Source organism: Nonomuraea purpurea (genome assembly GCF_042650645.1).
GTDB classification, from domain to species: Bacteria; Actinomycetota; Actinomycetes; order Streptosporangiales; family Streptosporangiaceae; genus Nonomuraea; species Nonomuraea purpurea.
Genome location: NZ_JBHSBI010000032.1, coordinates 100516 through 126402, shown reverse-complemented (window position 1 = coordinate 126402; position 25887 = coordinate 100516). Strand labels below are relative to the sequence as shown.

Below are 25887 nucleotides of genomic sequence, written 5' to 3'. Positions count from 1 at the left end.
ATACGAGTCGGGGTGTCATGGCGGTTGAGCCCGGCGTCGATCTCGACGCGTTGCACGAGCTGACCAGGCTCGCCGACTATGTCGTGCCCTTCGCCATCCGCGTCGCCTGCGATCTGGGCGTCGCCGACCACCTCGCCGAGGGGCCGCGCACGGTCGATGACCTGGCCGAGGCCACCGGCGCGCACGCGCCTTCGCTGCACCGGCTGCTGCGCGCGCTGGCAGGGGAAGGCGTCTTCGCCGAGACCGAGCCGGGCGTGTTCGGCCTGACGCAGCTCGCCCAGCCGCTGCTGACGGCCCACCCGCTGTCCCTGCGTGCCGCCTATCCGTTGCTGCCCGCCGACATCAACGCGCTGGCCAGGATCGACTGGTGCCTGCGCGACGGCAGGGCCGCCTTCGACCGCGTGTACGGCGAGGACTACTGGAGCCACCTGAGCCGCCACCCGGACCAGAGCGCCGCCGTCGACGCGTGGATGGCCGGCCTCAACCGCGTCCACCTGCGCACCGTCGCCTCGGCCCGCGACTGGGGCGCCGCCCGCACGGTGGTCGACGTGGGCGGCGGCAACGGCGCGTTCCTGGCGGGGCTGCTGGCCCGCCACCACGGCCTGCGCGGCGTGCTGCTCGACCTGCCGCACGTGGTGGCCGCCGCGCCCGGCGTGCTGGCCGAGGCCGGAGTGGCCGACCGGTGCGAGATCGTGCCAGGCAGCTTCTTCGAACAGGTGCCGGCGGGTGCGGACCTGTACGTGCTCAAGACCGTGCTGCCCGGCTGGCCCGACCCGCAGGCCCGCTCGATCCTGCGCACCATCAGGGCCGCGATGCCGGCGACGGGCACGCTCGTCCTGCTGGAGGCCGTCATCGCCGACGACGAGAAGTTCGATGTGGCCAAGCTCGTCGACGTGCACACCCTGGTCGTCAGCGGCGGCCGGCACCGAGACAGGCGGGAGTTGGCCGCGCTGCTCGCCGAGGCGGGGTTCGACCTGCGCCGGGTTGTGCCGACCCCGACCCTCACGCTCGTTGAGGCAATCCCTACAGGAAGAGAGTCGACGGGATGACCGTGAAGACCCGCCCGCGCATCGACATCCAGTCCGTCTTCCGGCTCACTGAGCTGGCCGACTACATCATCCCGTTCACCATCAGAGCCATCTGCGACCTGGGGGTCGCCGACCACCTCGCCGAGGGGCCGCGCACAGTCGAGGAGCTGGCCGAGGCGACGGGGACCCACGCGCCCTCACTGCACCGCGCCCTGCGCGCGCTGGCCTGCAAAGGCATCTTCACCGAGACCGAGCAGGGCGTGTTCGACCTGACGCCGCTGGCCCAGCCGCTGCGCTCCGACCACCCGGTCTCGCTGCGCGCCGCCTATCCGTTGCTGGTCCCCGACATCGAGGCGTGGGCCGCCTTCGACCACAGCATCCGCACCGGCCAGGCGTCCTTCGACGGCGTGCACGGCCGAGGTTACTGGGAGTACATGGCCGACCATCCCGACGACAGCGCCAGGTTCGACGCCTCCCAGCAGGCCGCCACGAGGCTGGAGCTGCGTACCTCGCTGCCCGCCTACGACTGGGCCGCCCTGCGCACGCTGGTGGACGTGGGCGGCGGCAACGGCGCGTTCCTCGGCGGCATCCTCGCCAAGATCCCGAGCCTGCGCGGGACCGTGTTCGACCTGCCGCACGTGGTGGCGGGCGCGCACGAACGGCTCGCCGACTACGGCGTGAGCGAGCGGTGCGAGGTCGTCGGCGGCAGCTTCTTCGAGGAGATCCCCGCCGGCGCCGGCGGCTACCTGCTCAAGCGGATCCTGTACGGCTGGGACGACGAGCACGCCCTGGCCCTGCTGCGGGCCGTGCGCAAGGCCATGCGTCAGGACAGCAGGCTGCTGATCCTCGAGCCCGTCGTGCGGACGGGCAACGAGTTCGACGTCGGCAAGCTCTACGACCTGCTGCTGCTGTGCATGGTGGGCGGCGGCGCGCGCTCCCAGGAACACATCGAGGGCCTGCTGGCCGAGGCGGGGCTGCGCCTGGAGCGCACCGTGCCGACGCTGATGTTCCCGATTCTGGAGATCGTGCCTTCCTGAAGGAGGAAGAGACCGTGCGTGTAGTGCCGAACCGGTCGGTCTGCGAGGGTCACTCGGTGTGCGAGGGCCTGGCGCCGGAGGTGTTCGAGATCAGAGACGACGATCGGGTGCACATCCTGGTCGAGGAGGTGGACGGCGACGTCGCCGACCGGGTCCGCGCGGCGGTGCGGCGATGCCCCAAGCAGGCGTTGTCGCTCGAAGAGCGATGAAGCCGAGGTTCGAGGGTCAGGGAGCTGCCGCGCCGCGCCATGAGCCGGCGGATCCTGCGCGACCCGCACCGGCGCATCGGGGCGGAGGCGGCCCTCCTGGTCCGGGCCGCCTCCGCCCCGACCTGCGCGGCTACACCCGCGTCCCGCTGACGATCAACGCGTGCTGACCGCTTCCCGGATCGCCCGCCACACCCGCTGAGGAGTGGCGGGCATGTCCACATGCGTGACGCCCAGGTGCGCCAGCGCGTCGACGACCGCGTTCTGCACGGCGGGCGGCACCCCGACCGCGCCGGACTCGCCGATCCCCTTGACGCCCAGCGGGTTGCCCGGTGCGGGGGTCTGCATGGCGACCGTCTCGAACGAGGGCAGCTCGGCGGCGGAGATGAACGCGTACGCGCTCAGGTCGGCGTGCAGCGGCCGCCCCTGCGCGTCGAAGCCGGCCTCCTCCACCAGCGCCTGGGCCACGCCCTGGGCCAGGCCGCCGTGCACCTGCCCTTCGGCGATCAACGGGTTGACCAGCACGCCCGCGTCGTCGACCGCGACGACCCGCTCCAGCCGCACGTGACCCGTCTCCACGTCGACCTCGACCACGGCCAGGTGCGCGCCGTAGGAGCAGGTGCCCGAGGTGGGCTGGTAGGTGGCGGCGACGGTGAGCGGACCCGACTCGGCAAGCTCGGCCCACCCCAGCGTGCCGCCGTCCGGGCCGGTGAACACGGCGTCGGAGAAGGCCACCTCGTCCTGCCCCACGCCCAGCACCTTGGCCGCCCGGCCCTTGGCCTCCTCGACCAGGGCGAGCGCCGCCTCCCTGACGGCCAGCCCGCCGGTCTGCAGGGAGCGCGAGCCCCCCGTGCCGCCGCCTGTCTCCATGGCGTCCGTATCGCCCTGTCGTACGGCGATGAGGCCGGGATCGGCGCCGAGCACCTCCGCGGCGAGCGTCGCCCACGCGGTGGCGTGCCCCTGGCCGTGCCCGCAGGTGCCGGCGCGCGCCAGGAAGCGGCCACCGGGCTCGAGCGTGACCTCGGCCCGTTCCGAGCGCATGTCGGCGCCGGTGAGCTCGGCGAACACCGACAGGCCGACGCCGAGCTGCAGCCGCCCGCCGGCTTCGCGCCTACGCCGCTGCTCCGCGCGCAGCGCCGGGTAGTCCGCCTCGTTGAGCACCTGGTCGAGCGCCTCGTGGTAGTCGCCGCTGTCGTAGGTGGCGCGGGTGAGCGTGGTGAAGGGGAAGCGGTCTGACGGGATGAGGTTGCGGCGGCGCACCTCGGCCGGGTCCATGCCGATCTCGGCCGCGTACCTGTCCATCATCCGCTCCAGCGCGGCGACCGCCTCGGGCTGGCCCGCGCCGCGGTAGGAGCCGACGGGCGGGGTGGTGGTGACGACGCTGGCCGCGGTGAACTTGGCTTTGCCGATGAGATACGGCCCCGTCAGCATGGTCCTGGTCCAGAACGGCAGCACCGCGCCGATCCTGGGATAGGCGCCCGCGTCCTGGACGACCGACAGGCGGTAGGCCAGCACCTGCCCGTCTCGGGTGCCGCCCAGCTCCGCCTCCTGGACCTGGGCGCGGCCGTGACCGCCCAGGCTCACGTTCTCCGTACGGGTCTCCTGCCAGCGCACCGGGCGGCCGAGAGCCATGGCGGCCCAGCAGACCAGCACGTCCTCGGGTCCGGGGAAGGCTTTGGAGCCGAACGCGCCGCCCACGTCCCCGGTGATGACCCGCACGGCGGACTCGTCCAGGCCGAGCGCGCCGGCCAGCCGCTCGCGCCACAGATGCGGCGCCTGGCTTCCCGCGTGGTAGGTGAGCCGGTCGTCCGCCCAGACGGCCACGCCGCCCCTGGCCTCCAGCGGGCAGGCCGCCACGCGCTGGTTGACCATGCTCTGGCGCACGACGACCTCGCATCCGGCGAAGATGTCGGCGCGGCCGGGCGGGCGGCCGAAGGTCAGCTTCAGCGCGGTGTTGGTGCCCGCCTCGGGATGCACGAGAGCCTCGTCCCGCAGGCTCTCGCGGGGATCGACGAGCGGGGGCAGCGGCTGGTGGTCCACCTCGACGAGCCGTGCGGCGGCCACGGCGGCCGCCCGGCTCCCGGCCACGACGGCGGCCACGGGCTCGCCCGCGAAGCGCACCACGTCGCCGGCGAGCAGCGGCTGCGGCATGTCCTGGCGGACGGTGCCGACCTCCGGCGGCATCGGCGGCAGCGGCACGTCGGCGGCGGTGAGCACGGTGGTCACGCCCTCGGCCGCGGCGGCGGCGCCGGGCCGCACCTCGCCCAGGCGGGTGTGGGCGACCGTCGAGCGGACGAGGACCAGGTGCAGGCAGCCTGGCACCTCCAGGTCGCCGGTGTAGCGGCCGCCGGTCGTGAGCAGCGCGGCGTCCTCGGTGCGCGGCCTGGACCGCCCGATGAGGCTCATGCGGTTTCCTCCCGTGGGATCACGATGGCGGTGAGCAGCAGGTCGGGCAGCTCGGCCGGGGACGGCGGCGTCGCCGCGGTGAAGTCCCCCAGGTAGGCGCCGGCGACCCGGTCAGGCAGGATACGGCCGATCATGGTCAGGCCGGCGTGACGGCGAGCGGAATGCTGGAGAAGGAGCGGAACAGGGCGCTTGGCACCCGTACGGCGCTTTGCGCGGCTTCGAGCGAGGACAGGCGGGTGGCCAGCCGTTCGAAGACCACTCCGCCCTCCACCCTGGCCAGCACCGCGCCCAGGCAACCGCGGACCCCGCCGCCGAAGCCGACGTGCGGGTTGGGCGAGCGGGTGATGTCCAGCCGGTCGGGCCGCTCGAAGACCTCCTCGTCGTGGTTGGCGCAGCCCAGCAGCAGGATGACCGAGCGTCCCTTGCGGATGAGCCGGTCGCCGATCTCGATGGGTTCCAGCGCGAGCCTGGCGGTGTACTGGATGGGCGCGTCGTAGCGGATGAACTCCTCCGCCGCGGTGGCGGCCAGGGCCGGCTCCGCCCGCAGCCTGGACCACTGGCCGGGCTCGCGGGCCAGCGCCTCGCAGCCCGTGCAGACCATGTTCATCGTGGTCTCGAAGCCGGTGAAGCAGAGGAACATGACGTTGTCGACGATCTCGTCGACCGAGTAGGCGACGGGATCGGCCGCGGCGGCGGCCAGCAGGCGGCCCATCAGGTCGCCCTGCTCGTCGGGGCGCCGCTGCAGGACCAGGTCGCGGACGTAGTCGCGGAACCAGCGCAGCGACGCGTCCGCCTCGGCCCTGTCCCCCTCGGGGAGGAAGGGGGTGAACGCCTTGGCCAGCGCGCCGGACCGGAGCCAGATCTCCTGCCGGGCCCGCACCGGCATGCCGATCAGCTCGAACACCACGGTCGCGGCCAGCGGGAAGGCCAGGTCGGCCGCCGCGTCCATGCGGCCGGTGTCGAGCGCGGGGGCAAGCAGCTCGTCGGCCAGTTCGGCGATGTGGCCGCGCAGCCGCCTGGCCACGCCGGGGCTGAACGCCTTGACGATCAGCTGGTGCAGCCGGCTGTGGTCGGCGGGCGCGCGGGTGGGGATGATCCGCTTGAACACCGACTCGGCCAGGTCCCGCTCCATCCTGAACTGGGGATCGTCGGCGGGGAACTCGTTGGCCAGCCGGCGATCGCGCAGCAGCGCGGCCACGTCGGCGTGGCGGGTGACCCCCCAGCTGGCCGGCGGTACCCGGCACAGCCGGCCGTGGGCGCGCAGCTCGGCGTAGGAGGGGTAGGGGTCGTCGATGACCTTGGGGTCGAGCACGTCGAACCGGGGAACCATCAGGCCGCCTCGACCGCGACGGGGATGGACTCGTAGGCGCGGAACGTGCCCGTCCGCCTGGTGGGCGGCGCTGCCGGGGCGAGCACGCGGAAGCGCCGCAGCAGGCTGCGGAAGACCACGTCCGCCTCGACCCTGGCCAGCGCCGCGCCCAGGCACAGGTGGGTGCCGCCGCCGAAGGCCACGTGGGGATTGGGATCGCGGGTGACCAGAAGGCTGTCGGGATCGTCGAACCGTTCCTGGTCGCGGTTGGCGCTGCCGAGCAGCAGGATCAGCACGCGTCCCGCCCTGATGGTGCGCCCGCCCACCTCCAAGGGCTCGCGCACCATGCGGGCCACGCCCTGGATGGGGGAGTCGTAGCGCAGGAACTCCTCCACCGCGCGGGGCACCAGGCCGGGGTCGGCGCGCAGGAGGCCGAGCTGATCGGGGTGCTCCAGCAGTGCGGCACAGCCCGTGGCGATGAGGTTGGTGGTGGTCTCGAACCCGGCGAAGAACGAGAACACCGCATTGTCGACGATCTCCTCGTGGCTCAGCGTGTCGCCGCCGTCCTCGGCGGCCAGCATCCTGGACAGCAGGTCGTCGCCCGCTTCCGCGCGCCGGGTCGCGAGCACCTCGCCGAGGTAGCCGCGCAGCCAGCGGACCGCCTCGTCGGCCGCGGCCCTGTCGCTCTGCGGGACGATCGCCGCGAAAGCCCTGCCGAGGTTGAGCGCGTGCGGCCGGATCAGGTCGTGGTCGGCGGCGGGAATGCCCATGAGCGCGCACACCACCATCACGGGCAGGGGAAAAGCCAGATCCCGCACCGCGTCGAACCCTCCGCCCTCGGCCGCCTCCGCGAGCAGGTCGTCGACCATCCGCTCCAGACGCGGGCGGAAGGCCCGCACCAGTGAAGGGCTGAACGCTTTGCCGATCAGCCGGCGCAGCCTGGTGTGGTCGGGCGGGTCGCGATAGAGCACGATCTGGCCGAAGAACTCGCCTGCCGGGCCCTCGCCCGCCGACATGCGGTGATAGCTGTCGGGAAACTCGCTGCCCAGTCGCGGATCGCGCATCAGCGAGGCCACGTCGCGGTATCGGGTGACCCCGAAGCTGGCGGGCCCCATTCTGCACAGCGGACCGGCCTCGCGCAGCTCGCGGTAGGACGGGTACGGGTCGGCCACGACCTCTGGGGAGAGCGCGTCGAACCTGGGTGGAAGACCGGAGACGACTGTGGACATGGACTCTAGTATCGACTGTTATCTAGTGTTCAGCAATAACCGAGTATGTTCTATCTTGAGAGCTTCGCTGCTAAGGTGAAATACGAGTGGACTGAATAGAAGATACTGCTGGAGGTTTCGTGGGGCAGCCGGTGATCGTCGGAGCGCTCCGTACTCCGATGGGCAAGCGGGGCGGGGCACTGGCCGCGCGCAAGGCGGTGGAGCTGCTGCGCCACGTGCTGGTCGAGGTGATCCGCGAGGCCGGGATCGAGCCGGGACAGGTCGAGCAGATCATCGGGGGCTGCGTCACCCAGGCGGGCGAGCAGAGCCTCAACGTGACCAGGAACGCCTGGCTCAGCACCGGGCTGGATCCCGAGGTGGCCTGCACCACGGTCGACGTCTCGTGCGGCTCGGCCCAGCAGGCCAATCACCTCGTCGCGGCGCTGATCGCGGCGGGAGCCATCGACGTCGGCATCGCCTGCGGCGTGGAGTCGATGAGCCGCGTCCCCATCGGCGTCAACCTCTACCAGGGACCCGGCCACTACAAAACCGACGACTACCCCTGGGACGATCCGCCCAAGGCCCAGTTCGGCGGAGCGGAGCGCATCGCCGCGCGAGAGGGCCTGACCCGGGAGGACACCGACGCCTACGGCCTGCTCTCGCAGCAGCGGGCGGCCGACGCCTGGCGGCAGGGCCGCTTCGACCGCGAGATCGCGCCCATCGACGGCGTGGACCGCGACGAGGGCGTCAGGGACACCACCGCCGCGGCGCTGGCCGGGCTCCGTCCCGTCCTCGAGGGCGGCCTGCACACCGCGGGAACCACCTCCCAGATCTCCGACGGCGCCGCCGCGATCCTGTGGATGTCGCGCGAGCGCGCGAACGCCCTCGGCCTCGCGCCCCGCGCCACGCTGGCCCACCAGGTGGTCACAGGCGCGGACCCGTACTACCTGCTCGACGGCCCGATCGTGGCCACGCGCAAGATTCTCGACCGGGCCGGGATGAGCATCGGCGACCTCGACCTGATGGAGGTGAACGAGGCATTCGCCGGAGTCGTGCTGGCCTGGGCCGAAGCCCACAAAGCGGACCTGGACCAGGTCAACGTCAACGGCGGCGCCATCGCGCTCGGTCATCCGCTCGGCTGCTCGGGCACCCGCCTCCTGGTGAGCGCCCTGCACGAGCTGGAACGCCGCGACAAGGAGCGCGCCTTGGTCACCATGTGCTGCGGCGGCTCGCTCGGCACCGCCTCCATCCTGGTCAGGACCTGAGCGTGGACCGCGAGAGCTTCTACGCGCGCGCCCGGCACGACGTGCCGGGGCCCATGGACGGCATCAAGGTGCTCGACGTCACCAAGGTCTGGGCCGGGCCGATGGCCACCTGCACACTGGCCGACCTGGGCGCCGAGGTGATCAGGGTGGAGATGCCCGGCAACAGGGAGGGGCTGATGCCCCCGGAACTGCCGGGGACCGGCCTGTCCTGGATGCGGCAGACCATCAACCGCAACAAGCGCAGCCTCGGCCTCGACCTGCGCAAACCGGGCGGCCCCGAGACCTTCCTGCGGCTGGCCGCCACCGCCGACGTGATCGTCGAGAACTACCTGCCCGGCACCCTTGAGCGCTGGGGCGTCGGCTACGAGCAGTGCCGCGCGGTCAAGGCCGACCTCGTCTACGTGTCGATCTCAGGATTCGGCCAGTACGGACCCGACGCGGGCCGGCCCGGCTACGACCCCGCCATCCAGGCCGCCGCCGGGTGGATGGCGTTCAACGGCGACCCCGGCCGCCCGCCCATGAGGGCGCCGACCTTCCTGGCCGACGACGTGGCCGCGCTGCACGCCGTGATCGGCACGCTGGCCGCGCTGCGCCACAGGGACACGACAGGCGCGGGACAGCATGTCGACGTCTCGATGCTGGACGCGCTACTGGCCACCAGCGACGGCCACCTCACGCTGGCCGCGGGCGGCGCGGCCGCGCCGCGCACCGGCAACCAGGTCGAGCTCGTCGTCCCGGCCAACTGCTACGCCTGCGCCGACGGCCACGTCTACATCGCGGTCGCGCTCGACCGGCAGTGGCGCGCGCTCGCCGAGGCGATCGGCCGGCCCGGCCTGGCGCGGGCGGACGGCTTCGCCACCAACGCCGAACGCCTGAGCAACAGGGACGCGGTGAACGCGCTGGTCGCAGATTGGTGCGCGAGGCGCAGCGCCGCCGAGGTCGAATCCGCGCTCACCGCGCGCGGGCTGATCGCTCAGCGCGTGCGCACGTTCGCCGAGGCCGCCAAGGACCCGCACGTGCACGAGCGGGACATGCTGCAGGAGACCGAGCTGAGCAACGGCGCCACCGCACCGCTCACCGGCCCGGCCGTCAAGTTCTCCCACACCCCGACCCGGGTGCGGACCGGCGCGCCCGCGCCGGGGGCGCACACCGAAGAAATCCTCGACGGCCTCGGCCTCGACGCCGTGGCCCGCGATTCGCTGCGTGCGTCGGGGGCGATCTGATGGAGGCCACAGTGAGCGGATGTGTCCTGGTGACCGGCGTGTCACGCGGCATCGGACGGTCGGTCGCGCTGCGGCTGGCCGCCGACGGCCACCGCGTGGCAGGCTGCTCCACCACCGACGGCGAGGCCGTGCGCAAGACGAAGGCAGAAATCGAGGCACACGGGGCAGAAACCTTCTTCGCCGCCTGCGACGTGCGTGATCCCGCCGCGGTCGAGGAGTTCGTACGGCAGGCCGAGGCGGCGCTCGGCCCGATCACCGCATTGGTCAACAACGCCGGAATCACCAGAGACCGCCCTACCGTGCTGATGCCGCCAGAAGACTGGCAGGCGGTCATCGACACGAACCTGTCCGGCACCTGGAACGTCTGCAGGACGGTCGCCTTCCGCTTCATCAAGCGCAAGCACGGCGCCATCGTGAACCTGTCGTCGATCGCCGGCGTGTACGGCAACTCCGGCCAGTCCAACTACGCCGCCAGCAAGGCCGGGATCATCGGGCTGAGCAGGTCGCTGGCCAAGGAGGTGGCCAGGTACGGGATCCGGGTCAACGTGGTCGCCCCCGGCTTCGTGCAGACCGACATGACCGCGGTCCTTCCCGACAAGCTGCGCGCCCAGGCGCTGTCGCAGGTGCCGCTCGGCCGCTTCGGCGAACCGGGCGAGGTGGCCGAGCTGGTCGCGTTCCTGCTGTCGGACCGGGCCTCCTACATCACCGGGCAGGTCATCCAGGTGGACGGGGGGATGGTGCTGTGACCGGCACGCGGCACGTCACCGAGGAGAAGAAGGTCGACCCGGGCCTGCCCTACCTGGCGGGACACTTCCCCGAGGTGACCATCTACCCGGGCGTCTTCATCATCGACGACGTCGAGCGCGCGGTGGCCGCCGTGACCGGCGCGCCCGTCCATCTCACGCACCTGCGTTCTGCGAGGTTCCTGCGCCCGCTGCTGAGCGGCGACGGCTTCCGCTTTCATCTGCAGATCACGCCCGCCGCGTCCGGATTCGAGGTGGACGCGCGGTGCGAGGGCCCCGACGGGGTGACAGCGGCGACGATCAAGGCGGTGTTCGATGCCGGTTGACCTCGACCACGAGCGAATCAGCGCGTTGCTGCCGCACCGCCACCCCATGCTGCTGGTGGACCGGGTGGAGGCGGCGGTGCCCGGACAGTCGCTCGAGGCCATCAAGACGATCAGCGCGAGCGAGCCGTGCTATGCCGGGGCCACCGGCTTCGACTACCCGGCCGGCCTGCTCATCGAGTCGTTCGGCCAGGCGGCTGCGCTGCTCTGGCTGATCTCCAATCCGTCGGCGGCCGGCGGGCTGCCGATGTTCGCCGCGGCCCGCGACTGCTGGATCGAGGCGCGCGTGCGCCCCGGCGACGTGGTCCGCCACCTGGTCCGGCTGGAGCAGGTCATCGACGGCGCCGCGTTCGCCAGCGGCGAGAGCAGGGTCGGCCCTCGCCGGGTTGCCGCTTTCGCCTCTCTCATGGCGGTCATCAAGCCGAGCAAATAGCCCCAATGGAAGGAGCACCGGATGAGCCAGTCCAGCGAGCGTTTCGAGCAACTGCGGGAGATCGTCGCCGAGGTCCTCGAGCTGGAGCCCGAGGAGGTGGCCGACGGCGGCGACTTCGTGGAGGAGTACGACGCCGACTCGCTGCGCGCGATCGAGATCCTGGCCAGGATCGAGAAGAGCTGGAAGGTGGAGATCCCGCAGGCCGAGCTCAACGAGATGCGCAATCTGAAGGCCGTCTACGAGGTGGTGGCACGGTATGCCGGCTGGGAGGAATGACGGCATGCGCAGGGTCGTGGTCACCGGCCTCGGCCCTGTCTCCAGTATCGGCATCGGCGTGGCGGCGTTCCTGTCCGCGCTGCGGGCGGGACGCTCCGGCATCAGCCCCATCGCGGGCTTCGACGCCTCCGGCTTCCCGCACCGCCACGCGGGCGAGGTGCGCGACTTCCGGCCCGAGGAGATCCTGCGCAGGATCAGCCCCGGCGACTGGGGCCACAGCGCGCAGTTGGCCGCCTGCGCGGCCCGGCTGGCGGCGCAGGACGCCGGCCTCGAGCCGGGCGGCGCGTGGGCCGATGAGGCCGGCGCCGTCATCGGCACCACCAGCGGCGAGTCGCAGGTCGTCGAGTCGCTGGTGGACCAGCAGATGGCCGGCGGTCTGGCGGGCATGTCCGTCGCATCGATCAGGCAGCTTCCCGCCGAGCGGCTGTCCTATGCGGTGGCCGATGAGCTGGGCCTGGCCGGCGAGGCGCTGACGCTGGCGACCGCGTGCTCGGCGAGCAACTACGCGATCGGGTACGCCTACGACTGCGTCGCCTCCGGGGAGGCGGAGGTGATGGTGGCCGGCGGCGCCGACTCCGTCTGCCGGTGGGCGCACGCGGGCTTCTACCGGCTCGGCGCGCTCACCGAGAAGGAGTGCCGGCCGTTCGACGCCACCAGGAGCGGCATCCTGACCGCCGAGGGCGGCGCCGTGCTCGTGCTGGAGGAGGCGGGGCACGCGGCCGCCCGCGGCGCCCGCGTCTACGCCGAGGTCCTCGGCTACGGGGTCAACTGCGACGCCGGCCACATGGTCTCGCCGAACGAGGAGAACATCGCGGCCTGCATGCGCATCGCGCACCGCAAGGCCGGCATCAAACCCGGCGACGTCGACTACATCAGCGCGCACGGCACAGGCACGCGCGCCAACGACCTGGTGGAGGCCAGGGCGATACGCGCGGTGTTCGGCGCGGTCACCCCGCCGACCAGCTCGATCAAGTCGATGCTCGGCCACACGATGGGGGCGGCGAGCGGGTTCGGCGCGATCGCCACCACGCTGGCCATCGCCGAGGGCTTCCTGCCGCCCACGATCAACTGGAGCACCGCCGATCCCGACATGCCGTGGATCGACCCGGTGGCCGGGACGTCCAGGCCCGCCGAGGTGCGGGTCGCGCAGAACAACGGTTTCGCCTTCGGCGGCAACAACGCCATCACAGTGTTCGGGGCGGTGGAGTGAAGATCACAGGATACGGGCTGCTGACGGCCGCCGGTTCGACGGCGGCGGCGCTGGCCGGGGCGGGCGCCGCGCGGGCCGACATGTCGGCGCTGCACGACGACCTCCCACGACCGGACGCCTGCGCGATCCCCGGCTTCGACATCAGGGCCGAGCTGGGCAGGAAGGGCACCAGCGCGTTCGACAGGGCCACGGGGCTGGCCATCGTGGCCTGCGGAAGGGCGCTGGCGGACGCGGGTGTGGAGGTGGAGGCGCCCGAACGCGTCGGCCTGGTGCTCGGCACCACCGAGGGCAGCCTCCGCTCCACCATGGAGTACTCCAGGGAGACCCTCGTCCAGGACCGGCCCTACCTGGTCAACCCGGTTCTGTTTCCCAACACGGTGATGAACTGCGCCGCCGGGCAGGCCGCCATCTGGTTCGGGCTCAAGGGCGTCAACGCCACCATCGCCGGCGGCTCGCTGGCCTTCCTGCAGTCGCTGCGCTACGCGAGCAACGCGCTCGACCGTGGCTACGCCGACACGATCCTGGTAGGCGCCGTGGAGGAGTTCACCGCGCACCGGGCCTGGACCGCCGAGCTCGCCCACGGCAGGCCGGCGGGAGAGGCGGCGGCCGTATTCGTCGTGGAGAAGGACCCGCAGGAGCGGACCCCGGTCGCCGAGGTGCTGGCCGTCGCGGCCGGTTTCGGGCAGGACCGGGGCGCGCTGGTGAGCTGCCTGCGCCGCGCGCTGGCCAGGGCGGGAGCGCGGCCGGAGGAGATCGACCTGATGGCCACCGGTGACCTGCCGGGCGAGCGGGCGGAGTCCGACGCGGTCACCGCCGTGGCCGGGCGCGATCTCCCGCAGGCGGGCCCCGGCGACAGGTTCGGCCACTGCGGGGCGGCGGCCGGCGCGCTCGCCCTGGCCGGCGTGCTGGGCAGGCTCGGCGACGGCGAACTCGCCGTGATCACCGGCCGCGCGGCCGACGGCGCCGTCGCGGCCGCGGTCGTGAAGGGACGGGGCGATGCCCGCGCGGATCGCCGGTAGCGCCGTACGGACCTGCCTCGGCGACGGTCCGGCCACCTTCGCCGCGTTACTGCGCGGCGAGGACGGCGTGGCCCCGCTGCGCCACCAGGACCATGCCGCGGTCGGCGTCACGCATGGCTACGAGATCAACGACGATCGGCCCGAGGCGTTCCACGGGAGCCACTGGCTCACCGCGTGCCTGCGCGACGCCCTCGCCCGGTCCGGCGTCGATCCGGCCAGGCAGCGCACCGTCGCGCTGATCGGGACCGGCCTGCGCGAGCTGTCCGCCGTCGAGGACGGCTCCGCTTTCGCGACCGAGCGGCTGCACTTCGCCCACGCCGTACGGCAGGCGGCTCCCCAGACCGAAGCCGTGCACACGCTCGCGGGCGCGTGCAGCGCGGGCGGCCACGCTCTCGCGCTCGCCCAGGACCTGATCGAGCTGGCCGAGGCCGAGGCGGTGCTCGTCGGCGGCGCGGACGCGATGACGGTCTCGATGCTCGCGATGATCGGCAGGGTCGCCGACCGGCCCGCCGACCGGGTACGCCCGTTCGACGCGGAACGGCGCGGCGTGCTGCTCGGCGACGGCGCCGCCGCCCTGGTCCTGGTGCCGGACCGCGGTGAGGGGCCCGGCACGGCGCGGGTGCTGGCCACGGGCCTGTCCTGCGATGCCGCGCACCCGACCGCACCCGACCGCGAGGGCATCCTGCGCGCCATGCGGCAGGCCTTCGAACGGGCCGGCCGCGCCCCCGGCGAGGTGGACGTCGTCTACGCCCACGGCACGGGAACCGCGCTGAACGACCCGGTCGAGGCGGCCGCGCTGCGCGAACTGCACGGCAGCCCGGGGCCGCTGGTGACCGCGGTCAAGGGCGCGGTCGGCCACACCTCGGGCGGATCGGCGCTGCTGAGCGTCGCGATGGCGGTGCACAGCATGGAGATGGGCCTGGTGCCGCCGGTGACCGGCCTGCGCGACCCGCTGCCGGAGGCGGACGGGCTGCGGCTGGTCCATGGCGCGCCGCACGCGGCCGACGTCGTCACCGCCCAGGTCGACGCGTTCGGCTTCGGCGGCGTCAACGCCGTCTCACTGCTGGAGCGCCTCGCATGAAGCCGACCCCGACCATGAGCGGCACGATCGCCAGGGCCGCCACGGCGGCGGTCACCGCCTATGCCGTGCACGTGCCCGGCGCGGACGGCGAGCGTGCGCTGCCCGGCGCCCTGCGCGTGCCCGCCTGCTCAGCCGAGCAGGCCCACGAGCTGCTCGGCAGGAAGGGCCTGCTGGCCAAGGACGAGGCCACCAGGCTCGCGCTCTGCGCCGTGCACCGGGCGCTCGGCCGCCCACCCCGCGCGCCGCGCCCCGACCACCCCGCCGACCCGGCCACCGCCGTCGTGGTCGCCTCCAACCTCGGCAACACCGCCACCGTGGCCAGGATCGCCGCGGAGGCGCGCGAGCGCGGCGCCAGGTCGGTCAGCCCGCTGGACGCCCCCACCGCGTCGAGCAACGTGATCGCCGGCGCCGTCGCGATCTGGTTCAGATACGGCGGGCCCAACCTGACCGTCTGCTCGGGCGCGACCGCGGGCATGGACGCGATCTGGCTCGGCTGCCTGCTGCTGCGATCCGGCAGGGCGGAGCAGGTTGTGGTGGTCGGCGTGGAACCCGGCGACCCCGTGGCCGCCGCGCTGCACGCGAGCCGCGCGGGCGCGGTCCCCGGCATCTCACTCAGAGCCGCCGCCGCCTGCCTCGTGCTGCGATCGGCGCCGGCCGCGCCCGGCGCGCAGGCCGTGCTCGAGCTGTCCGCGGATCCCGTCGACGTCGGGGACGGCGCGCCGGTCAAGGAGCTGGGCGACACCTACGGGGCGGCCGGCGTGCTGCGCACCGCGCTGGCGGTCGCCGAGCTGGAGCCCGGCGGGCGTACGCGGGTGATCTGCGGCGATCGGGTGGACGGCGGGCGAGAGCTGTGGGTGGGACGGGCATGAGGCCGCCGCTGCACTCGATGACCTCCGACGCCGCCGACGGGCGGCTCGTCGTGCTGGTCCACGGCATGGAGGACGAGTGGCGCAGCTGGCGCTCGCTGGTCCGGCTGCTCGACCCCTCCTGGCGGGTGTACGCGGCGGAGATGCCGTGGAAGGCGGGCTCCGACCACGGCTGGCGCAGGCGGGCCCGCGCGGGCGAGTGGCTGCGGGCCGCGCTCGCCGGCCTCGACGACGAGCCCGACCTGCTGATCGGGCACTCGCTCGGGGCCAACGCCGTGCTGGAGGCGCTGGCCGCCGAACCACGGCCTGAGCGAGCCACCGCGGTGCTCGTCACGCCGTTCTACTGCCCGCCGGGGCAGCCCATCACGTGGCCGGTGTTCGAACGGGCCAGGCGCGACTTCGAGCAGATCATCAAGGACGGGCTGGAGCTGCGGCTCGGGCCGAGGCTCGAACGGCTGGAGCCGGACATCGCGCGGAGCATGCTCGCCAAAATGATGGACAAGATCGGGCCTGTCGGGTTCACCACCCTGTTCGAGCAGTTCCTCGCCACCGCCGAACTGGACCTGGCCGCCGTGACCGCCCCCACGCTCATCATCGCGGGCGGGCGGGATCCCGCGCTCAGCGGCACTCGCGCCGCCTCGCTGGGCTGCCGGCTGCCTCGCGGGCGGGTGGTGGTCGAGCCCGCCTTCGGCCATTTCTGCCATGTGAACCAGGTCGAGTCGGTGGCCGAGCGGGTCAGGTCGTTCGTCCCGCCGCTGACGATAGAGGAGATCCAGTGACATTGACCGTTGGGGCCGAACAGACGAGCACGCTGCGCGCGCGGCCCGGATACGAGGGCGCGAACATCCGCACGTGGGTGGGGTTCAAGCACTTCGGCTACCTGGTGGAGGCCGCGGTCCTGCAGTGGTTCCGCGACCGGGGCCTGGGCCCCGGGCGGCTTTACCACGAGTTCGGGCTGGGGCTGGAGCTGACGGACTGCTCGATGATGCTGCCGGCGGTGCTCGACGTGGACGACGAGGTGAGCGCCCAGGTACGCCAGGTCGCTCCCGGCCGCTTCTCCGTGCGGCTGACCACGACCGGCACCGTGTGCCGGGCCAAGGCCACGGTGGCGCTGGTACGACAGGCGCCAGGCGGCGCGCCGGACGAGGTGGCCGCGCTGGTCGTGGACGAGGTGGCGGGGGAGGGCCGGCGGGACCTGCCGCTGCCGCCGGACGGCGATCCACTGAAGCAGGTGCTGGACGGCGAGCCGGGCGCGTTCGGCTGGGCGTGGCGCGCCCCGTACTTCTACTGCCACTTCTCCGACCGGGTCGCGCACTCCGGCTATCTGCGCACGCTCGAGGAGACCGTCGACAGGTTCCTCGCCGACCGCGGCATCTCCGTGGGCGCCATGCTCGATCAGCGCGGCTGGATCCCGGTCGTCTCCAGGTCCCGGATCAGGATGCTGGCCGACGCGCACATGGAGGAGACCGTGCTGACCACCTTCAGGGTGAAGGAGGTGCTCGGCGGCGTCAGCTACGACGCGCGCATGGACTGCCACGTGGCCCGCGGAGACCGGCTCGTGCACGTGGCGACGGCCGACATCCTGCACGGCTACGCGGTCAGCCGAGGCCCGCAGGCAGGCAGGCTGGCCGAGCTCGACGCCGGCGTGCTCGCGGCGCTGACCGGCAGGAGCGCGGGATGAGACGCGGACCGAGGGTGCACTTCTGCTTCCAGAGCCCCTACAGCTGGCTGGCGCTTCAGCGGCTCGGCGCACGGGCGCGGGAGCTGGAGTTCGTCCCGTTCTGGAGCCCGGACCCCGAGACCGACAAGGCGCTGACCGCGCGCGGCGCCACCTTCCACTACGCCCAGATGAGCAAGGCCAAGCACCTCTACCTGCTCTACGACACCAAACGCGAGGCGGCCAAGCTCGGCGTGTCCATGCGCTGGCCGGTCGACGTCGAGCCTTGGTGGGAGCTGCCGCACCTGGCGTTCCTGCGGGCCCGCGAGCTCGGTGCGGCGCAGGAGTTCTACGCCGAGGTGTGCGCGGCACGGTGGGGACGGGGCGAGGACATCTGCACGCAGGACGTGATCGCCGGCGTCGCGCGCCGCTGCGGGCTTCCCGTCGACCCGGTGGTCCAGGCCGCGGCCGACCCGGAGATCAGGGCGGCGGGGGTCGAGTGCCTGTACCGGGCCTACGAGGACGACATTTTCGGCATCCCGTATTTCCGCATGGGCCGCCACCGCTTCTGGGGACTCGACCGAGTCGACGGCTTCCTGGCCGAGATGGACGCGCGAGAGCCCGCTGCGCCGGTCGAGCCGCCCGTCCTGGCCGGCTCGCCGTACGACACCGACACCTCCGGAGGGTGCGGATGACCTCCGCCCGCAGAACACCGCAGCAGGAACGCGACCACCGGCGGCTGCAACTCCTCATCGCGCTGCGCGCCTTCGCCCAGGCGGGCTTCGACGAGGGCGCGGGCGGCCACATCACGGCCAGGGACCCGCTGCGGCCCGACCACTTCTGGATCAACCCGTTCGGCCGCCACTTCGGCCACGTCCGCGTCGAGGACCTGCTGCTCGTCGACCGCGAGGGCGCGGTCGTGGAGGGGTCGGGCAAGGTCAACCCGGCCGGATACGCCATCCACTCCCGCATCCACCGGGCCAGGCCCGAGGTGGTCGCCGCCGCCCACACCCACTCGGTGTACGGCAGGGCGTTCTCCTCGCTGGGCCGCCCGCTCGATCCGCTGACCCAGGACGCCTGCGCCTTCTTCGAGGACCACGTCGTGCACCACGAGTACGGCGGGGTCGTCCTCGACGGCGATGAGGGCACGAGGATCGCTCGCACGCTCGGCGGCAACAAAGCGGTCATCCTCGCCAACCACGGCCTGCTCACGGTCGGCGGGTCGGTGGAGGAGGCCGCCTGGTGGTTCCTGGCCATGGACCGCTGCTGCCAGGCCCAGCTCCTGGCGGAGGCGGCAGGCAAGCCCCAGCTCATCGAGGCCGACGCGGCCAGGGCGGCGCGTGAGCTGATCGGCTCTCCCGCGATCGCGCGGCTCAACTTCCGGCCCGTACGCGAACACGTGCTGAACACCGCAGCAGATCTCTAGGAGCAGTCATGGCCGAACTTCTGTACCCGCAGGTGATGGAGCGCGGCGAGGAGAGCGCGGTGGCCGACGAGAGCGCCGCGCTGACCTGGCGCGAGCTCGACGGCCGGGTGGACCGCTGGATCGCCGCCTTCGCCGGGGCCGGCCTCGGCGTCGGCGACCGCGTGGCCCTGGTCATGGGCAACCGGATCGAGACCTACGAGGCGCTGCTGGCCTGCATGCACACGGGCCTGGTCGCGGTGCCGGTGAACTGGCGGCTGACGCCCGGAGAGATCGCCTACATCCTCGACGACGCGGGGGCCGAATGCGTGATCACCGAAGGGTTGTACGCGGACGCGGTCCGCGAGGCGGTGGCGCTGGCCGACCGGCTCGTCCGGGTGCGCATCGACGTGGACGGCACCTGCTTCCAGCCGCTCGACTCGCTCGTCACCGCCGAGCCCGCCCCGGCGAGCTCCGGCGCCGTGCTGCTCTACACCTCCGGCACCAGCTCCAGGCCGAAGGGCGTGGTCAACTCCCGCTTCACCGTCGGCGCCCCGATCGAGCAGGTGGCCAAGGCCACCGCCAAGCTCTGCCAGGGGCTCGGCATCCCCGGCCGAGGCCGGGCACTGCTGGCCGGGCCCTGGTACCACTCGGCGCAGACGTTCTTCTCGCTCTACCCCCTGCTGAACGGGTGCTCGCTGATCATGCGCCGCCGGTTCGAGGCGAGCGAGGTGCTCGAGCTCATCGACCGCGAACAGGTCACGATCTCGCACCTGGTGCCGATCCAGTTCATCCGGATGCTGCGCGCTCCCGCGCACGTCCGCGAGGCGTTCAGCGGCGAGAGCCTGCTGCGGATCTGGCACGGAGGCAGCCCCTGCCCGCTCGACGTCAAGCAGGCGATGATCGACTGGTGGGGGCCGGTGTTCACCGAGTACTACGCGGCCACCGAGTCCGGCATCGTCACGCTGATCGACTCCGAGTCGTGGCTGAAGAAGCCGGGTAGCGTGGGCCGGTCCGTCCCGTCCAGCGAGATCGTCATCGTCGGACCCGATGGCGACGAGCTGCCCGCCGGCCAGGAGGGCAGGGTCGGCATCCGTAAGCGGGGCGGCGCCGGGTTCCACTACCACCAGGCGCCCGGCAAGACCGCCTCCGCGTTCATCACGCCCGAGACCTTCACCGTCGGCGACGTCGGCCACCTCGACGCGGACGGCTTCCTCTTCCTCACCGCCAGGTCCGTGGAGATCATCGTGTCCGGGGCGGTCAACATCTACCCCGCCGAGGTGGAGGCCGTGCTGCTGGCCCACCCCGCGATCGCCGACGCGGCCGTGCTCGGCGTGCCGGACGCGGAGTTCGGCGAGCAGGTCAAGGCCGTGATCCGCTTCGAACCCGGCGCGGGGGCGTCGCCGCAGGAGCTGGAGCGGCACTGCCGCGCCTCGCTCGCCGGGTACAAGGTGCCGCGCTCCTACGACGTGGTCGACGAGCTGCCCAGGGAGCCGACCGGCAAGATCGCCCGTGCCGCGTTGCGCGAGCCGTACTGGAGCGGGGAGGCGCGCCGCATATGACCCTGCTGGCGGACCCGGCCACCTACGCCCGCGGCGTCCCGCACGCCGAATTCACCAGACGCCGCGTCGCGGACCCGGTCTCCTGGGTCGAGGAGCCGGAGCTGATACGGCACGGCGACACGGGAGTCCGCCGCCACCGCGGCACCGGCTACTGGGCGGTCACCACCCACGCGGGCGTCGTGGAGGCATCCCGCGACCCCGGCACGTTCTCCTCCGCCGAGAAAGGCGCGTTCCTCGCCGACCCGCGCACCCAGGCGGACCTCGAACGCAACCGCCGGCTCCTGGTCAACATGGACGACCCGGCGCACGCCAGGCTGCGGCGCACGGTGAGCGCCGCCTTCACCCCGCGCGCCGTCGAGCCGCTGCGCGCGTCCGTGCGCGCCCACGCCGACGCCCTGGTGGCCAGGGTCGTGAGGGCCGGCGAGGTGGACGCGGTGGCCGAGCTGGCCGCCGAGCTGCCGCTGCTGGTGCTGGCCGACCTGCTCGGCATGCCGTACGCCGACAGGGGGCTGCTGTTCGGCTGGAGCAACAACCTCGTCGGGTTCGACGACCCCCGCTACGGCGGCGGCCAGGTCGAGGTCTACCGGCGCACGTTCGCCGAGGCCTTCGCCTACGCGCGCGAGCTGTTCGCCGGCAGGCGTCGTGACCCGGGCGACGACCTGATCAGCCGGCTGGTGCTGGCGGAGACCGACGGGCGGCGGCTGAGCGACGCCGAGCTGTGCCAGCTGTGGCTGCTGCTGGTCATCGCCGGGAACGAGACCACCCGCCACCTGGTGTCGGGCTCGCTGGAGGCCCTGATCGACCACCCCGGCGAGCGGGACAGGCTGGTCGCCGACCCGAGCCTGGTGCCCTCGGCCGTGGAGGAGCTGCTGCGGTGGGTCACCCCGATCATGCAGTTTCGCAGGACCGCGCGGCGTGACACCGTCCTGTGCGGCAGGCGGATAGCCGCCGGCGACAAGGTCATCCTCTACTACATCTCGGCCAACAGGGACGCCGCCGTGTTCCCCGACCCCGACCGCCTCGACCTCGGCCGCGCCCCCAACCCGCACCTGGCCTTCGGCACAGGGCCGCACTTCTGCCTCGGCGCGCACCTGGCCAGGCTGGAGGCGGGCGAGCTGCTGAGCGCCCTGCTGCCGCACCTGCCCGCTCTGCGCAGGGCGGGGCCGGCGGAGCGGATGCGGTCCACCTTCATGAACGCCATCGTCCGCCTGCCCGTCCGTTTCGACACGGCGGCTCACTGAGGGGTATCCGTCTTGGCTCTGCAACTGCACTGGTTCCTCCCCTCCCACGGGGACGGCTGGGACCTCGCCGAGCGAGGTGACCACAAGCCCGGCGCCAAGGTGACCAGGCGCAGACCCGACCTGGGTTATCTCGCCCAGGTCGCGCGCGCCGCCGACCAACTCGGCTTCGCCGGCATGCTCACTCCCACCGGGCTGTTCTGCGAGGACGCCTGGGTGGTGGCCGCGGCGCTGGCCGCCCAGACCGAGCGGGTCAAATTCATGATCGCGTTGCGTCCCGGGCTGATGTCGCCGCTGGTGGCCGGGCAGATGGCGGCCACGTTCCAGCGGATCTCCGGTGACCGGCTGCTGCTCAACGTGGTGACCGGGGGCGAGGCCGACGAGCAGCGCCGCTACGGCGACTGGCTCGACCACGACAGCAGGTACGACCGGACCGAGGAGTTCCTCGACCTGCTGGACAGGCTCTGGCCGGGCGATCCCGTCGATTTCGACGGCACCCACTTCAGGCACAAGGCGGCGCTGCTGGCCAGGCCGCCCGCCGTACCGCCGCCGATCTTCCTGGGCGGGTCGTCGCCTGCGGCGCGCCGGGTCGCGGGCCGTCTGGCCGAGGTCTACCTGGCCTGGGGCGAGACGCCCGGCGAGCTCGGCGTCATGTTCGACGAGGTACGCAAGCGCGCCGCCGAGCACGGCAGGACGCTTCAGCTCGGCACCCGTTTCAACGTCATCAGCCGCGACAGCGCCGACGAGGCGTGGGCGGCGGCCGACCGCCTGCTGAGCGGCCTCGAACCACGGACGATCGAGGCCGCCCAACGCCGGTTCGCGCGCACCGAGTCCGAGGGGCAGCGCCGCATGGCCGCCCTGCACGGCGGCGACGCGGGCAAGCTGGTCGTCCACCCCAATGTTTGGATGGGTTTCGGCCTGGTACGGCCGGGCGCGGGCGCGGCACTCGTGGGCAGCCACGAGGAGGTGGCCGAGCGGATCGCCGAATACCACGCGGCGGGCGCCGACCACCTGATCCTTTCCGGCCAGCCGCACCTGGAGGAGGCGTACTCCTTCGCCGAAGGCGTCATGCCGCTGCTGCGCCGCCGGGGCATCCTGGAGCGTCCATGACTGCGATGATCACTGTGGTGGGCAACCCGAAGCCCCATTCCCGCACGCTCGAGGTGGCGCGGAGGTTCTCGCTCGGCCTGCGCGAAGCGCTGGTCGAGGCCGGTCGGCCGATGGACGAGCCGCGCGTCATCGACCTCGTCGACTACACCGCCGACCTGCTCGGCCAGGGCGGCCGGCCCGGCGCGCTGGACGACGCGCTCACCGGCGTGCGTCAGCCGGGCGGGCTGGTGGTCGTGGCCAGCCCCACGTTCAAGGGCGCCTACTCGGGCCTGCTGAAGATGTTCATGGACCTGCTGCCGCAGCGCGGCCTGCGCGGCACCGTGGCCGTGCCGCTGATGACGGCTGCCAGCACCAGGCACCGCGCGGTGGTCGGCCACTACCTGGGGCCGCTGCTCCTCGAACTCGGCGCGCGCGTGCCCGGGTCCGGGCTGTGCGTGCTCGAGGCCGAGTTCGACGACCTGGACCGGCACATCGACGGCTGGCTGCGCCACGGGCTGCCCGCCGTCATCGAAGCCCTGCGTATCCCACACGAAACCGCCGGGCCTGGCTAGCCCGGCGGTTCCGGCCATCTGCTCTAGGCGGTTCGCCTGCGATAGGCCCGCACGGCCAGCAGCCCGCACAGGCCGCCGAGCCCCACCGCCCAGGCCAGCGTCTGCAGCACGGGCACCAGCACGGGACCGCCGGAGGCCAGCCCGATGAGCGCGTTGCCCGCGGTGGACAGCGGGTTCGCCTGCACGACCGGCTGGATCCAGCCCGGATAGGCCTCGACGGGGATGAACCCCGAGGACAGGAAGAACGCCAGCGTGGTCGGCGCGCCCAGCGAGCCCTGGACCGTGTCCGCGTCGGGCGCGGTCAGCGCGATCAGCAACGACACCGCGGTGCACATGGCGCCGAACACGGCGACCACCGCGAAGAACCCCAGAACAGGCAGCACGCCGTTGGAGAAGCGGAATCCGGGAATGTGCGCGACGAGGATCGTGACCGCCGCGACCGCGACGATGCGCAGCACGTCGCCGGCGAGCCTGCCGGTGATGGTGGAACCCGCGCTCAGCGGCATGGTGCGCAGCCGGGTGAAGATCCCTGACCGGAAGTCGGTGAACAGGCCGAGCGCGCTCGGCGACATGCCGAACGTGGCCGTGGACAGGGCGATCAGCGGGGCGAAGCGCTGGATGTAGTCGTCGCCGATCAGCCCCCCGTACACGGGCAGGATCGTGAACATCAGCACCACCGGGAAGGCGAAGCTGATGATGATCAGCGGCGGGGTGCGCGAGAAGCGCTTGATGCTACGCCCGGTCAGCAGGGCCATCTCGGTCATCATGCTCTCCTGAAGGCTCGGCTGACCGCCAGGCCGAACACCAGCCACAAGGCGGCGATCCAGATGAGCGGCGGTGCGAGCGACACCGGCTGCCCGTCCGCCAGTGCGCGCAGGGCGTCGACGGTCGCGCTGTACGGGTTGATCCTGATCACTGGCTCGAGCCAGTCGGGGAAGACGCTGAGCGGTGCGAACACGGTCGACAGGTTCAGCAGCGGCAGCATCGGCAGGAACAACGCCGAGGCGATCGACTCGGGATCGTCGGACCGCAACGCCAGCGCGGCGGCGCCGAGACAGAAGCTGAGGGCGAAGGCGACGGCCAGCGCCACGAAGCCGACAGCGGCCGGTAGCCCTGAGAACCTGAAGCCGATCGCGTATCCGACCGCGACGATCGCCGCGATCGGGACGAGGCAGCGCAGGGCGTCGGTGGCGATCCTGGCCAGCAGGATGGACAGTCCGTTGATCGGGAGCGTGCGGCACCGGTTGAGCATGCCCTCGCTCCTGTCCCTGGCGATGAAGAAGCCCGTCGAGACCGCGGCGAGCCCCATCGCCATCATGACGATCGCGGGCGTCAGGAACTGGGCGAAGTCCACGCCACGCGAGCTCAGCAGGTGGTTGAGCACGAGGTGGAAGCCGCCGAAGAAGACCAGCGGGCTGACGATGAGCTGGAAGAACGATCGCCGGCTGAGGGAGATGCGCACATTCCTGCCCACGAGCACGCCGGTCTCACGGATCACCGCGACCCCCCGGTGAGGGAGCGGAAGACGTCGTCCAGGGTTGGTTTGCGCAAGGTGAGGTCGTCGGGCTCGATGTGCGCGGATTCGAGCGCCTTGATGACCGTGGACAGCGTGCCGATTCCCGGCGCCGGTACGACGACCGCCTCGTCCCGCTCGACGGCCTGGTCGAGCACGGTCAGCGCCCTGGCCCTGGTGGCGGCGTCGGCGATGCGCACCTCGCAGACCGCGCCGCCGCCCGTCTGCTCTTTCAGCTCCTGAGGCGTGCCCTCGGCGATCAGCCGGCCGTGGTCGACGACCGCGATCCTGTCGGCCAGCTGATCGGCCTCCTCCAGGTACTGCGTGGTCAGCAGCACGGTCACGCCGGTGGCGCGCAACTCGTGCACCGAGGCCCAGAGAGCGTCGCGGCTGGTGGGGTCGAGCCCTGTGGTGGGCTCGTCGAGGAAGAGCACGGGACGCTCGACGACCAGGCTCACCGCCAGGTCGAGTTTCCTGCGCATGCCGCCCGAGTAGCCCTTGGTGGGCTTGTCGGCGTCGTCGATCAGGTCGAAGCGCTCGAGAAGCTTCTGCGACCTGTCTCTTGCTTCTTGTTTTGACAGCTTTAACAGGCGACCGAAGAAGACGAGGTTCTCCCGGCCCGTGAGTGTCTCGTCCACGGCGGCGAACTGGCCGGTGACCGCGATGCTCGCGCGAACCTTCTCGGGCTGCCCGACCAGGTCGAACCCGGCGACGCGTGCCGTGCCGCCGTCGGGTTTGAGCAGTGTGGTGAGGCAGTTGATCAGGGTGGTCTTGCCCGCGCCGTTGGGCCCGAGCAGGCCGACCACGCTGCCCTCGGCGACCTCCAGGGACAGCTTGTCCAGAGCGAGGGTTTCGCCGAACGACTTGCTGAGGTCTCTCAGCTCAACACTGGCTGTCATGGTGGATGACAATCCTGTCTTGGTAACGGTTTGTCAATAACAGAACCACAAACATGGTATCTACTATCTACGCTTATGCCTAGAGTGAGGATATGTTGCACTAGGTGATCGATTGATCGCATAAAGTGAGATTTCACGATGATTTTTGAAATAACGTAGATCCCCAGAAGGCACAACCTATCGTGGGGTTCTTCGGGGATTGACGTGAGTTCGAGGCGTTTGAGAACCTGCTATCGGTGGGTCAAGAACGGGGGATCTCTGTGACTTCCAGCCATGCTTCATGTCTGGATGGCAACAGACGCGGACGTGTGACATCACGGGC

Annotated in this window: 28 protein-coding genes; 21 read left to right on the top strand and 7 right to left on the bottom strand. The window is 72.1% G+C overall.

Features of this window, described 5'->3' with window-relative positions; all coding sequences use genetic code 11:
• The first annotated feature begins 17 nt into the window (after nucleotides 1-17).
• Genes ACFOY2_RS43530 through ACFOY2_RS43520 form a run of 3 tightly spaced genes read left to right on the top strand, consistent with a single transcriptional unit; the run spans nucleotide 18 to nucleotide 2274 of the window.
• Nucleotides 18-1049 carry a methyltransferase gene (locus tag ACFOY2_RS43530; protein WP_379534009.1) on the top strand — a complete coding sequence of 344 codons (1032 nt, stop codon included), beginning with the start codon at nucleotides 18-20 and terminating at the stop codon, nucleotides 1047-1049.
• Nucleotides 1046-2065 carry a methyltransferase gene (locus ACFOY2_RS43525; protein WP_379534008.1) on the top strand — a complete coding sequence of 340 codons (1020 nt, stop codon included), beginning with the start codon at nucleotides 1046-1048 and terminating at the stop codon, nucleotides 2063-2065. Before ACFOY2_RS43530 ends, ACFOY2_RS43525 begins: the two co-directional genes overlap by 4 nt.
• A 14-nt stretch (nucleotides 2066-2079) precedes the next feature.
• Nucleotides 2080-2274: a ferredoxin gene (locus ACFOY2_RS43520; RefSeq protein WP_379534007.1), complete on the top strand. Its 195-nt coding sequence runs from the start codon at nucleotides 2080-2082 to the stop codon at nucleotides 2272-2274.
• A gap of 153 nt (nucleotides 2275-2427) precedes the next feature.
• Here the strand turns inward: ACFOY2_RS43520 and ACFOY2_RS43515 are convergent, their stop codons facing one another.
• From ACFOY2_RS43515 to ACFOY2_RS43500, 4 genes are read right to left on the bottom strand one after another with little or no spacing between them, the layout of a single operon-like run.
• A complete protein-coding gene (locus ACFOY2_RS43515) occupies nucleotides 2428-4677 on the bottom strand; it encodes a xanthine dehydrogenase family protein molybdopterin-binding subunit (RefSeq protein ID WP_379534006.1) in 2250 nt (749 codons plus the stop codon).
• Nucleotides 4674-4811 carry a hypothetical protein gene (locus ACFOY2_RS43510; protein WP_379534005.1) on the bottom strand — a complete coding sequence of 46 codons (138 nt, stop codon included), beginning with the start codon at nucleotides 4809-4811 and terminating at the stop codon, nucleotides 4674-4676. Before ACFOY2_RS43510 ends, ACFOY2_RS43515 begins: the two co-directional genes overlap by 4 nt.
• Before the next feature lie 2 nt (nucleotides 4812-4813).
• Complete coding sequence (locus tag ACFOY2_RS43505; protein ID WP_379534004.1) at nucleotides 4814-6007, bottom strand: cytochrome P450; 1194 nt, start codon at nucleotides 6005-6007, stop codon at nucleotides 4814-4816.
• A complete protein-coding gene (locus ACFOY2_RS43500; protein WP_379534003.1) occupies nucleotides 6007-7215 on the bottom strand; it encodes a cytochrome P450 in 1209 nt (402 codons plus the stop codon). The genes ACFOY2_RS43505 and ACFOY2_RS43500 overlap by 1 nt, the downstream gene beginning before the upstream one ends.
• A gap of 119 nt (nucleotides 7216-7334) precedes the next feature.
• On the opposite strand from ACFOY2_RS43500, the gene ACFOY2_RS43495 reads away from it, so the two are divergent.
• From ACFOY2_RS43495 to ACFOY2_RS43410, 18 genes are read left to right on the top strand one after another with little or no spacing between them, the layout of a single operon-like run.
• Nucleotides 7335-8459: a steroid 3-ketoacyl-CoA thiolase gene (locus tag ACFOY2_RS43495; RefSeq protein ID WP_379534002.1), complete on the top strand. Its 1125-nt coding sequence runs from the start codon at nucleotides 7335-7337 to the stop codon at nucleotides 8457-8459.
• Between the two features lie 2 nt (nucleotides 8460-8461).
• Entirely contained in the window at nucleotides 8462-9682 is a 1221-nt protein-coding gene (locus tag ACFOY2_RS43490) for a CaiB/BaiF CoA transferase family protein (protein WP_379534001.1), read from the top strand.
• An 11-nt stretch (nucleotides 9683-9693) separates the two neighbouring features.
• Nucleotides 9694-10428, top strand: a complete 735-nt coding sequence (fabG, locus tag ACFOY2_RS43485) for a 3-oxoacyl-[acyl-carrier-protein] reductase (RefSeq protein WP_379534000.1) — start codon at nucleotides 9694-9696, stop codon at nucleotides 10426-10428.
• Nucleotides 10425-10751: a hypothetical protein gene (locus tag ACFOY2_RS43480; RefSeq protein ID WP_379533999.1), complete on the top strand. Its 327-nt coding sequence runs from the start codon at nucleotides 10425-10427 to the stop codon at nucleotides 10749-10751. Before fabG ends, ACFOY2_RS43480 begins: the two co-directional genes overlap by 4 nt.
• The gene (locus ACFOY2_RS43475) at nucleotides 10741-11181 is read left to right on the top strand and encodes a 3-hydroxyacyl-ACP dehydratase FabZ family protein (protein ID WP_379533998.1); all 441 of its coding nucleotides are present in this window, start codon (nucleotides 10741-10743) and stop codon (nucleotides 11179-11181) included. The genes ACFOY2_RS43480 and ACFOY2_RS43475 overlap by 11 nt, the downstream gene beginning before the upstream one ends.
• 21 nt (nucleotides 11182-11202) lie before the next feature.
• The gene (locus ACFOY2_RS43470) at nucleotides 11203-11457 is read left to right on the top strand and encodes an acyl carrier protein (RefSeq protein ID WP_379533997.1); all 255 of its coding nucleotides are present in this window, start codon (nucleotides 11203-11205) and stop codon (nucleotides 11455-11457) included.
• 4 nt (nucleotides 11458-11461) lie between these two features.
• The gene (locus tag ACFOY2_RS43465) at nucleotides 11462-12667 is read left to right on the top strand and encodes a beta-ketoacyl-[acyl-carrier-protein] synthase family protein (RefSeq protein ID WP_379533996.1); all 1206 of its coding nucleotides are present in this window, start codon (nucleotides 11462-11464) and stop codon (nucleotides 12665-12667) included.
• Entirely contained in the window at nucleotides 12664-13686 is a 1023-nt protein-coding gene (locus ACFOY2_RS43460; protein ID WP_379533995.1) for a beta-ketoacyl synthase N-terminal-like domain-containing protein, read from the top strand. The genes ACFOY2_RS43465 and ACFOY2_RS43460 overlap by 4 nt, the downstream gene beginning before the upstream one ends.
• The gene (locus tag ACFOY2_RS43455) at nucleotides 13664-14767 is read left to right on the top strand and encodes a beta-ketoacyl synthase N-terminal-like domain-containing protein (RefSeq protein ID WP_379533994.1); all 1104 of its coding nucleotides are present in this window, start codon (nucleotides 13664-13666) and stop codon (nucleotides 14765-14767) included. Before ACFOY2_RS43460 ends, ACFOY2_RS43455 begins: the two co-directional genes overlap by 23 nt.
• Nucleotides 14764-15636 carry a beta-ketoacyl synthase N-terminal-like domain-containing protein gene (locus ACFOY2_RS43450; RefSeq protein ID WP_379533993.1) on the top strand — a complete coding sequence of 291 codons (873 nt, stop codon included), beginning with the start codon at nucleotides 14764-14766 and terminating at the stop codon, nucleotides 15634-15636. Before ACFOY2_RS43455 ends, ACFOY2_RS43450 begins: the two co-directional genes overlap by 4 nt.
• Entirely contained in the window at nucleotides 15633-16412 is a 780-nt protein-coding gene (locus tag ACFOY2_RS43445) for an alpha/beta fold hydrolase (RefSeq protein WP_379533992.1), read from the top strand. Before ACFOY2_RS43450 ends, ACFOY2_RS43445 begins: the two co-directional genes overlap by 4 nt.
• Nucleotides 16409-17314 carry an acyl-CoA thioesterase gene (locus ACFOY2_RS43440; protein WP_379533991.1) on the top strand — a complete coding sequence of 302 codons (906 nt, stop codon included), beginning with the start codon at nucleotides 16409-16411 and terminating at the stop codon, nucleotides 17312-17314. Before ACFOY2_RS43445 ends, ACFOY2_RS43440 begins: the two co-directional genes overlap by 4 nt.
• Nucleotides 17311-17985: a 2-hydroxychromene-2-carboxylate isomerase gene (locus ACFOY2_RS43435; RefSeq protein ID WP_379533990.1), complete on the top strand. Its 675-nt coding sequence runs from the start codon at nucleotides 17311-17313 to the stop codon at nucleotides 17983-17985. Before ACFOY2_RS43440 ends, ACFOY2_RS43435 begins: the two co-directional genes overlap by 4 nt.
• Nucleotides 17982-18716 carry a class II aldolase/adducin family protein gene (locus tag ACFOY2_RS43430; RefSeq protein WP_379533989.1) on the top strand — a complete coding sequence of 245 codons (735 nt, stop codon included), beginning with the start codon at nucleotides 17982-17984 and terminating at the stop codon, nucleotides 18714-18716. Before ACFOY2_RS43435 ends, ACFOY2_RS43430 begins: the two co-directional genes overlap by 4 nt.
• A gap of 8 nt (nucleotides 18717-18724) precedes the next feature.
• Nucleotides 18725-20254 carry an AMP-binding protein gene (locus ACFOY2_RS43425; RefSeq protein WP_379533988.1) on the top strand — a complete coding sequence of 510 codons (1530 nt, stop codon included), beginning with the start codon at nucleotides 18725-18727 and terminating at the stop codon, nucleotides 20252-20254.
• Nucleotides 20251-21495, top strand: coding sequence for a cytochrome P450 (locus ACFOY2_RS43420; RefSeq protein ID WP_379533987.1), 1245 nt, complete (start codon nucleotides 20251-20253; stop codon nucleotides 21493-21495). Before ACFOY2_RS43425 ends, ACFOY2_RS43420 begins: the two co-directional genes overlap by 4 nt.
• 12 nt (nucleotides 21496-21507) lie before the next feature.
• On the top strand, nucleotides 21508-22602 hold the full coding sequence (locus ACFOY2_RS43415) for an LLM class flavin-dependent oxidoreductase (RefSeq protein WP_379533986.1): 1095 nt from the start codon (nucleotides 21508-21510) through the stop codon (nucleotides 22600-22602).
• Entirely contained in the window at nucleotides 22599-23153 is a 555-nt protein-coding gene (locus tag ACFOY2_RS43410; protein ID WP_379533985.1) for an NAD(P)H-dependent oxidoreductase, read from the top strand. Before ACFOY2_RS43415 ends, ACFOY2_RS43410 begins: the two co-directional genes overlap by 4 nt.
• 23 nt (nucleotides 23154-23176) lie before the next feature.
• On the opposite strand, the gene ACFOY2_RS43405 is transcribed toward ACFOY2_RS43410, so the two are convergent.
• Genes ACFOY2_RS43405 through ACFOY2_RS43395 form a run of 3 tightly spaced genes read right to left on the bottom strand, consistent with a single transcriptional unit; the run spans nucleotide 23177 to nucleotide 25565 of the window.
• Nucleotides 23177-23920 carry an ABC transporter permease gene (locus tag ACFOY2_RS43405; protein WP_379533984.1) on the bottom strand — a complete coding sequence of 248 codons (744 nt, stop codon included), beginning with the start codon at nucleotides 23918-23920 and terminating at the stop codon, nucleotides 23177-23179.
• Nucleotides 23917-24651, bottom strand: a complete 735-nt coding sequence (locus ACFOY2_RS43400; protein ID WP_379533983.1) for an ABC transporter permease — start codon at nucleotides 24649-24651, stop codon at nucleotides 23917-23919. Before ACFOY2_RS43400 ends, ACFOY2_RS43405 begins: the two co-directional genes overlap by 4 nt.
• Nucleotides 24648-25565 carry an ATP-binding cassette domain-containing protein gene (locus ACFOY2_RS43395; RefSeq protein ID WP_379533982.1) on the bottom strand — a complete coding sequence of 306 codons (918 nt, stop codon included), beginning with the start codon at nucleotides 25563-25565 and terminating at the stop codon, nucleotides 24648-24650. The genes ACFOY2_RS43400 and ACFOY2_RS43395 overlap by 4 nt, the downstream gene beginning before the upstream one ends.
• Nucleotides 25566-25887: the final 322 nt, after the last annotated feature.

Excerpts from the sequence above, each read along its gene's own strand:
- ACFOY2_RS43530 (WP_379534009.1), top strand. The coding sequence starts at position 18 with ATGGCGGTTGAGCCCGGCGTCGATCTCGACGCGTTGCACGAGCTGACC.
- ACFOY2_RS43525 (WP_379534008.1), top strand. The coding sequence starts at position 1,046 with ATGACCGTGAAGACCCGCCCGCGCATCGACATCCAGTCCGTCTTCCGG.
- ACFOY2_RS43515 (WP_379534006.1), bottom strand. The coding sequence starts at position 4,677 with ATGAGCCTCATCGGGCGGTCCAGGCCGCGCACCGAGGACGCCGCGCTG.
- ACFOY2_RS43510 (WP_379534005.1), bottom strand. The coding sequence starts at position 4,811 with ATGATCGGCCGTATCCTGCCTGACCGGGTCGCCGGCGCCTACCTGGGG.
- ACFOY2_RS43505 (WP_379534004.1), bottom strand. The coding sequence starts at position 6,007 with ATGGTTCCCCGGTTCGACGTGCTCGACCCCAAGGTCATCGACGACCCC.
- ACFOY2_RS43500 (WP_379534003.1), bottom strand. The coding sequence starts at position 7,215 with ATGTCCACAGTCGTCTCCGGTCTTCCACCCAGGTTCGACGCGCTCTCC.
- ACFOY2_RS43475 (WP_379533998.1), top strand. The coding sequence starts at position 10,741 with ATGCCGGTTGACCTCGACCACGAGCGAATCAGCGCGTTGCTGCCGCAC.
- ACFOY2_RS43470 (WP_379533997.1), top strand. The coding sequence starts at position 11,203 with ATGAGCCAGTCCAGCGAGCGTTTCGAGCAACTGCGGGAGATCGTCGCC.
- ACFOY2_RS43465 (WP_379533996.1), top strand. The coding sequence starts at position 11,462 with ATGCGCAGGGTCGTGGTCACCGGCCTCGGCCCTGTCTCCAGTATCGGC.
- ACFOY2_RS43455 (WP_379533994.1), top strand. The coding sequence starts at position 13,664 with ATGCCCGCGCGGATCGCCGGTAGCGCCGTACGGACCTGCCTCGGCGAC.
- ACFOY2_RS43450 (WP_379533993.1), top strand. The coding sequence starts at position 14,764 with ATGAAGCCGACCCCGACCATGAGCGGCACGATCGCCAGGGCCGCCACG.
- ACFOY2_RS43445 (WP_379533992.1), top strand. The coding sequence starts at position 15,633 with ATGAGGCCGCCGCTGCACTCGATGACCTCCGACGCCGCCGACGGGCGG.
- ACFOY2_RS43435 (WP_379533990.1), top strand. The coding sequence starts at position 17,311 with ATGAGACGCGGACCGAGGGTGCACTTCTGCTTCCAGAGCCCCTACAGC.
- ACFOY2_RS43430 (WP_379533989.1), top strand. The coding sequence starts at position 17,982 with ATGACCTCCGCCCGCAGAACACCGCAGCAGGAACGCGACCACCGGCGG.
- ACFOY2_RS43425 (WP_379533988.1), top strand. The coding sequence starts at position 18,725 with ATGGCCGAACTTCTGTACCCGCAGGTGATGGAGCGCGGCGAGGAGAGC.
- ACFOY2_RS43420 (WP_379533987.1), top strand. The coding sequence starts at position 20,251 with ATGACCCTGCTGGCGGACCCGGCCACCTACGCCCGCGGCGTCCCGCAC.
- ACFOY2_RS43410 (WP_379533985.1), top strand. The coding sequence starts at position 22,599 with ATGACTGCGATGATCACTGTGGTGGGCAACCCGAAGCCCCATTCCCGC.
- ACFOY2_RS43405 (WP_379533984.1), bottom strand. The coding sequence starts at position 23,920 with ATGATGACCGAGATGGCCCTGCTGACCGGGCGTAGCATCAAGCGCTTC.
- ACFOY2_RS43395 (WP_379533982.1), bottom strand. The coding sequence starts at position 25,565 with ATGACAGCCAGTGTTGAGCTGAGAGACCTCAGCAAGTCGTTCGGCGAA.